Origin of the sequence: Zhongshania sp. (genome assembly GCF_041623545.1) — a bacterium.
Lineage (GTDB): Bacteria > Pseudomonadota > Gammaproteobacteria > Pseudomonadales > Spongiibacteraceae > Spongiibacter.
Genome location: NZ_JBFJWS010000179.1, coordinates 1 through 6,567, shown reverse-complemented (window position 1 = coordinate 6,567; position 6,567 = coordinate 1). Strand labels below are relative to the sequence as shown.

Annotated in this window: 7 protein-coding genes and 1 pseudogene; 4 read left to right on the top strand and 4 right to left on the bottom strand. The window is 50.1% G+C overall.

What is annotated here, in order from left to right:
* Positions 1-477: enoyl-CoA hydratase/isomerase family protein (locus ABYT30_RS13740; protein ID WP_373097027.1), on the bottom strand; the 477-nt coding region annotated here is incomplete at its 3' end.
* Between the two features lie 99 nt (positions 478-576).
* Between ABYT30_RS13740 and ABYT30_RS13735 the strand changes: the two are divergent.
* The 3 genes and pseudogenes from ABYT30_RS13735 to ABYT30_RS13725 form a co-directional block, all read left to right on the top strand.
* Positions 577-1,089 (top strand): annotated as a pseudogene (locus ABYT30_RS13735) (DUF3524 domain-containing protein); the annotation flags it as partial.
* 21 nt (positions 1,090-1,110) lie between these two features.
* A complete protein-coding gene (locus ABYT30_RS13730; RefSeq protein ID WP_373082470.1) occupies positions 1,111-1,698 on the top strand; it encodes a glycosyltransferase in 588 nt (195 codons plus the stop codon).
* A 147-nt stretch (positions 1,699-1,845) separates the two neighbouring features.
* Positions 1,846-2,853, top strand: a complete 1,008-nt coding sequence (locus tag ABYT30_RS13725) for a tryptophan--tRNA ligase (protein WP_373082450.1) — start codon at positions 1,846-1,848, stop codon at positions 2,851-2,853.
* Between the two features lie 19 nt (positions 2,854-2,872).
* On the opposite strand, the gene ABYT30_RS13720 is transcribed toward ABYT30_RS13725, so the two are convergent.
* The 3 genes from ABYT30_RS13720 to ABYT30_RS13710 form a co-directional block, all read right to left on the bottom strand.
* Positions 2,873-3,166, bottom strand: coding sequence for a hypothetical protein (locus ABYT30_RS13720; RefSeq protein ID WP_373082448.1), 294 nt, complete (start codon positions 3,164-3,166; stop codon positions 2,873-2,875).
* A gap of 140 nt (positions 3,167-3,306) precedes the next feature.
* On the bottom strand, positions 3,307-5,355 hold the full coding sequence (locus tag ABYT30_RS13715) for a TonB-dependent receptor (protein ID WP_373097025.1): 2,049 nt from the start codon (positions 5,353-5,355) through the stop codon (positions 3,307-3,309).
* Between the two features lie 33 nt (positions 5,356-5,388).
* Complete coding sequence (locus ABYT30_RS13710; RefSeq protein WP_373097023.1) at positions 5,389-5,994, bottom strand: PaaI family thioesterase; 606 nt, start codon at positions 5,992-5,994, stop codon at positions 5,389-5,391.
* A gap of 239 nt (positions 5,995-6,233) precedes the next feature.
* Here ABYT30_RS13710 and ABYT30_RS13705 point away from each other — a divergent pair.
* The coding region (locus ABYT30_RS13705; RefSeq protein ID WP_373097021.1) for a hypothetical protein at positions 6,234-6,567 on the top strand (334 nt) is incomplete at its 3' end.

Below are 6,567 nucleotides of genomic sequence, written 5' to 3'. Positions count from 1 at the left end.
GCGCAGACCAACAAGACGGGGCAGAAAGTGTGTGGAACTGCCGTCTGGACTGGCGCCAATACCGGTGTAGGCCATCGTGAATTTAGCTTTGTCGGACGCCAAGACCAGGTCGCCGGAAATAGCTAGACTGAAACCCGCACCGGCCGCGGTGCCATTGACTGCAATGATTAGTGGTGCCGACATCCTTGCAAAGCGGGCGTTAGCTGAGTGTAGGTAGGCAGTAATTTCCTTCAGTAATATGGCAACATTGTCGCCGGCATCTTGAAAGCTCATCACATCGCCACCGGCGCAGAACATTTTGCCGGTGCCCGTGATAATAACGGCGCGAATATCTTTGTCTTCATCACAGCGCATGGCGGCGAGCATCAACTCATGGGCCATTTCCAAATTCAGGCTATTGGCCGCATCAGGGCGATTTAAGGTGATTGTGGCAATGCCGTCAGCTTGTTCCCACAATAGCGTTTTATATTCGTGCATAGTCATTTCTCGGGGCTAGGGATAAATAATTGCCAAGAGGGTAATGGAGCTTATCGTCTGGGTCAATTTGCTTTACTTTAGCAGGCAGGTTTTGCGAAGAATGGGATACAAATGCGGGTTTTAGTTTTGTCGGCCTACCATGCCGATAGTCATCGCAGCTGGCTTGACGGCTTAATGCGATATTTACCTGATATAGACTGGACGGTATTGAGTTTACCGCCACGGTATTTTAGCTGGCGAATTCGTGGCAACAGCCTGACATGGGCAATGTTGAATCGAGAAATCCTCGCCGCCGACTACGACGTGGTTATGGCGACATCAATGACCGACTTGTCGGCTTTACGGGGACTGGTGCCGGAGCTATGCCGTTGGCCCACGGTGGTTTATTTCCATGAAAATCAATTCGCTTATCCGCAACGCCAGCAACAACGCCTTGGGGTCGAGCCGCAAATACTCAATATGTATACCGCTTTGGCCGCGGACAGAGTGGTATTTAATAGCGAATATAATCGCCAGACTATGTTGGAGGGGTGTGATCACTTGCTCGCAAGATTGCCGGATTATGCGCCTCGGGAGCACGTGGCCAGACAATTGTCTCTGGCGACGGTTCTGCCTGTTGGGATAGCAAGCTGTGTGGGTAGACATAGTTCACGTTCTTCCCCAGAAAGTCGGCTTAAGGTGCTTTGGAATCATCGCTGGGAATATGACAAAGGGCCAGACCGGCTGCTGGCACTGATGCGTGAGTGCGACAGGCGAGGTTTGCCGCTCGATGTATATATTGCGGGTCAGCAGTTTCGTCAGCGACCACAAGAGTTTGCGCAAATCGAAGCCTTGATGGCCAAAAGCGCGACACTCGACTTGCAGCAGTTTGGCTATGTGGAGCAGACTCAGCAATATCAAGAAATGTTATCCACTTGTGATGTGGTGATTTCGACTGCGATCCACGATTTTCAAGGCTTGGCGGTATTGCAGGCTGTGGCGGCGGGGTGCGCGCCCCTAGTTCCCGACCGGCTCTGTTATCCCGAGTGGTTTGCTGCTGGGTTTCGCTATCCACATAGCCAAGATGCCGTCGCGGAGGCGAGTGCAGCAGCGGAAAAACTTGAGCAGCTTTCGGTGGCTAAGCGTAGTGGTAATTTACCTGTCGCGGATGTTTCGTTCCTGACTTGGCGGCAATTAGCCCCCCAATACCGACAATTATTAGAGGACTTGGTTAAGACCTGACCCGCCTCGAGTGTACTTTTTGTGAGCAATACAATCAGCGGTGACAGCGCCGAGGTGAGTCAGTATCATAAGCGCCTTTAAATTCACATCGTAACTAGGTTTGCGGCAGCGGGCTTTGTTTTCGGTTTTCGGCAATAGGACAATATTATGGGCAAGCAGCGGGTACTTACCGGCATTACCACCACCGGCACACCCCATTTAGGCAATTACGTGGGGGCGATTCAACCTGCTATTGCTGAAAGTCAGCGCGGTGAATACGACGCGTTTTTCTTTCTTGCCGATTACCACGCACTCATTAAAAGCCACGATCCCGCGATGGTCCACCAGTCAAGCCGTGAAATTGCGGCAACGTGGTTGGCCCTTGGCCTCGATACTGATGCAACGACATTTTATCGTCAGTCAGATGTGCCAGAAATTACCGAATTGAGTTGGATACTGACCTGTGTCTGCGCCAAGGGCCTGATGAATCGTTCACACGCATATAAAGCGGCGGTACACGACAATGAACAAAAGGGCGACGACCCCGATTTTGGGGTTACCATGGGTTTGTTTAGCTACCCAATTTTAATGGCGGCGGATATTTTAACGTTTAATGCCAGTAAAGTACCGGTTGGCCGGGATCAGATCCAGCATATTGAAATGGCCAGAGACATGGCTCAGCGCTTTAATCACCTCTATGGTGATACGTTTGTGTTGCCCGAAGCCGTGGTTGGCGAAGATGCTGCTGTCCTCAGCGGTCTTGATGGCCGTAAAATGAGCAAAAGTTACGGCAATACCATTCCACTGTTTTTGCCAGAAAAGAAGCTACAAAAGCACATCAATAAGATTAAAACGAATTTACTTGAACCCGGCGAGCCAAAAGACCCAGATACCTCGACCGTATTTGAAATTTGGCAGGCTTTTGCTACCGCCGAACAGACGGCGGATATGCGGAAGAAATTCGCAGAGGGCATCGCGTGGGGGCAGGCTAAAAAGGATTTATTTGAACTAATTAATACTCAGGTAGCGCCTGCTCGTGAGCGTTATGAGGCGCTGTTGCTCGATGGCGCACTGCTGGAAGCCGAGCTGTTGAAAGGCGCTGAGAAAGCCCGCGCACACGCGGCGCCAATGTTGGCGAAGGTCCGAAAGGCGGTTGGTCTGGCCGCCTTTTCTTAATTTCGACGCTCGGCACCACTTAGAATGAGGCGTTGAAGGATAAGCCAGCGGGGCTTAAGGTAAATACCAGTTTGTTGCCTTTGCGAATACGAAACTGCGCTGCTTGAGTCTCAATATGAAATTGCGTTTTAATTTTTCGGTGTTCTGGCCATGCGCTGGTGTCGCTTTGCTTGTCTTTTGGGCTCAAGTGTAAGGCGGCCCACATGTGCGATAGTTGCGCAAGTTTACCCGCGCTTGAGCGCTCTGCGTGGGCGGTGTTGGCGAAGCTCAGGGTAAGGGCCGTAATGAGTATGGCGAGGCTGCAAAAGCTCATGGCACAATCTCCTTTTAGTGAGTGTGCCTCAACTATAGGGATATTGCAGGGGGCTAATATACGGGTAAAACGCAGCTGTGCGCTGGCTCACATAACTGGACGGTAATACGGCCCTGAGGGACCGTATTACTACGTACTTTTTAGAAGTCTATGCCTAGTTCAATAAAGGCGGCACGGGGTTCACCGACAAAATAGCGGTAGTTGCCAAAGGCGTAATCGGCGCGTTCTGCGTAGTCTATATCGGCAATATTGTTTATCCGCAGCACGGTATATACCTGCTCATTTAATTGCTGGCGCCAACGTATCTTGCCTAGGGTGTGACCGGGGTAGCGGTAAAGGTTATTCCCTTCAAGGAAATACTCACCTTGGTATTGCACTTCAAACTCAAGGGTGGTGCTTGAAAACGGCTGCCAGCGTAGGCGTGTGCTCGCCAATTGTCGTGGCGCGGTGTCGAGTTCATTACCTTCCGGCGCGAGCGCATCGTTGCCGTATTGGTGTTTGCTATAGCTACCTTGTAATTGCCATTGCAGGCTTGGACTGAGCTGCCAATTAAAATCGGCTTCTATACCGCGATCTAGGGTTTTGCCGTCGTTGATGTTGCGACGGTCGCTGTCCTGAATAATGACATCGTCTTTTTGCATCCAGTACAGAGCAACACGATAGTTCAACGCAGGCCAAATACCCCTGAATCCGACTTCCACGCTATTCAGTGACTCTTCGTCTAAGTCAGCATTAAGTTGTTGTGCCTGTAGACGATATAATTCCGCTGCCTGGGGAGCGCGAAAGCCATGGCTGGCGTTGGCAATTAGGTCGGTATTGGCGCTAATTGATTGGATGATTCCGAGGTTAAATGAGCCGTTTTTAAAATGCTCCTTGTCGTCTGAGGGGCGAGCATAGCGGCAGCCATTGGGCGCACAAGCGCTGCCGTTGGCGGCGGTATTGCCACTAATCATATTGTTTTGGTAGTCATAAAATTGCAGATCATAGCGCGCACCAAAATTAATCTTCGTGCTTTTCGCTGCCTGCCAATCGCCGCCGATAAACCACGCGGCATAGAGTGCATCAACGTGGTAGTCATAGTGCTGGCCGGTAGGGAAGGAGGCAAAGCTGGGGCGCGCCTGTGATTGCTCTAAATAAGCAGAGGTTACCTCCATATCAAAGCCGTTATAAAGCGTGGTGTTGTCACTGTAGTTTTGATAAAAGGCCGTTTGTACGCCCACGCTGCGTTCACCGTTTTCTTCAAGGGGGGTACCCGGAAGAAAGTGTTGTAGGAAGGCCATTTCGGTATAGCGCGCATACGGTGTAACGACGAAACGTGAATCTTTGTCGCCTTCACGTTCAAAGCGGCTATAGAAACGAACACTTTGACTATTGCGGTAGGCCTCGGGGTTGGGGTTTTCACGCTTGCGACTACTGTCTTTATAGGCATCCTGACCAATAAGGTAACCGGCGGTTTCTTGATTTAGATTGCTGGCAGACAGCAAAGACTGGATTTCCCAAATATCACCGTGGTAGTCGTGGCGGAAATTGAATTTCTGTTGATCAAAGCCTGAGTCATCTTTGTAACCGCCATCGTGATTGCCCTGGGCACTTATACGGTAGCCGTGCTTGCCTGCGGTATCGCTGTGGCTGAATTTGATTCGACCATAGTCATTGGGGCCGCCCTCGATAGATAGGTGGGTCTCAGGCTCAGAGGACGGCGCGGCGCTGATTACGTTAATTACCCCGTTCAGTGCATTGGAGCCATGTACGGCAGTACCTGGGCCGCGAATGACTTCAATACGTTCTGCTTGCTCAGCGTTGACATCGAATAAGGCATTTACATTACAAAAGCCGGGCGCGCGCAGGGGAATGCCATCCTCGGCGAAATAAAATGCGCCGCAACTGCCAGTACCGGTCAGCACTGCTGAGCGAATGGCGGTGAGATGTTCTTGACCGTTGCCGCGGCTAACCCAAACACCGGGAGTTTGGCTGAGAATTTCGCTGATATGAGTGTGGCCGAGGTTATCGATATCCTGTTTGTCGATAATGCTTATCGCTAGGCTCTGTTCTTTTAGCTGCTTTTCAATACGGTTAGCGGTAACCGAAACGACTTCTTGAGTTAGCTCGGTGTCTGACTTGGCTGCAAAACCAGCGCTAGGCAAAAGGCAGATTGCCAGAGCCAGTGGGCTTATTTGTCTTGTTATCATTCGAGAGACTGTCCTTTAATTGAAACCCTAGATTTAGCGATTGTCGCGTTTTTCATAATGAATAAATAGGCCTTGCGCAGTGCTGAGTAGCTCGTCTACGCAATAACAATTGCCTTCGATGTGTATCTGTCGGTCTTCGACCTTACTAACTTGGCAAGTAAAACGCAGCATTTTGAATAGTGGGGTGGGCTTGTGATAGTTGATCTGTAGGTTGGCAGTATATCCCGGGGTGGCGTTGGCGATTCCACAATAGGCAAGAACCTGGTCATATACACCACTTATAATACCGCCGTGCACGCAGTCTGGAGGGCCTTGGTGGATTAGGCCGAACTTGCCTTCGGCGATCATTTTATTTCCTGCGCTATAGATCTTAAGCTTGGGAGCGATGGGGTTGTAGTAGCCGCTAAAGGGGCTGCAGGGCAGGATTTTACGGAAATCATTACCATACTCAGGCTCATAAAATTTTAACATTTTACGATTGCTGAGGTTCGTCATTTTTTGATTGAGCAGTTGCAATGTCGATTCAATATCCGCTAGGTCGCTGTCGCTGCCACCGAGGGATTGGCTGGCTTCTAGGCTGATGCTCAGCTGTTCGATTATTCCCTGTAATTGTTGGCGTTGCGACTCGCTTACCGACATCGACGAATTGACTCACTGGTGAATTATTGAGCGCCTGAGTGTAATAGCCCTGAAGGCGATTGGAAAGCGCGGGTGATGAGCATATTGTAATAATTGCCTATCACCGGGCCTGGGCTATTGGGGCTTTTTAGTTATTTGAACTTTGTGAATAAGCGAGCGCGAATCGGATTACCTGAAATATTCGGGTGTATTTCATATCTATTTGATCTTTAATACTATTTTTGGGCGAAATTGGCTTTATGCACAAACGATGTCTGCCCGCAATTTTCGCGGTTACTTTTCTGGCTGGCGCCACGCATAGCAATGCGCACTCTTTTGGTATTGTGTATACCTTACCCTTGCCATTTTGGCTGTATGCGTGGGGGGCTATGACGGCCTTGCTTGCATCCTTTTTAGTATTAATTTTTGTCGATCAGCAGACGCTGCTTACCGCGTTGGGGAAAACTTGGGATATTCGCGATACCGCGATCATACGCATCGGTAAACGTTATAAATTACTCGCTGTATTTAAAATCCTGAGTCTTGCCGGTTTACTGCTGTGTATAGCGAGTGGCCTCTGGGGAGTGAACAGTC

What these genes read in the sequence shown, in the direction of transcription:
- ABYT30_RS13715 (WP_373097025.1), bottom strand. Translation starts at nt 5,355, where the DNA reads ATGATAACAAGACAAATAAGCCCACTGGCTCTGGCAATCTGCCTTTTG.
- ABYT30_RS13720 (WP_373082448.1), bottom strand. Translation starts at nt 3,166, where the DNA reads ATGAGCTTTTGCAGCCTCGCCATACTCATTACGGCCCTTACCCTGAGC.
- ABYT30_RS13725 (WP_373082450.1), top strand. Translation starts at nt 1,846, where the DNA reads ATGGGCAAGCAGCGGGTACTTACCGGCATTACCACCACCGGCACACCC.
- ABYT30_RS13710 (WP_373097023.1), bottom strand. Translation starts at nt 5,994, where the DNA reads ATGTCGGTAAGCGAGTCGCAACGCCAACAATTACAGGGAATAATCGAA.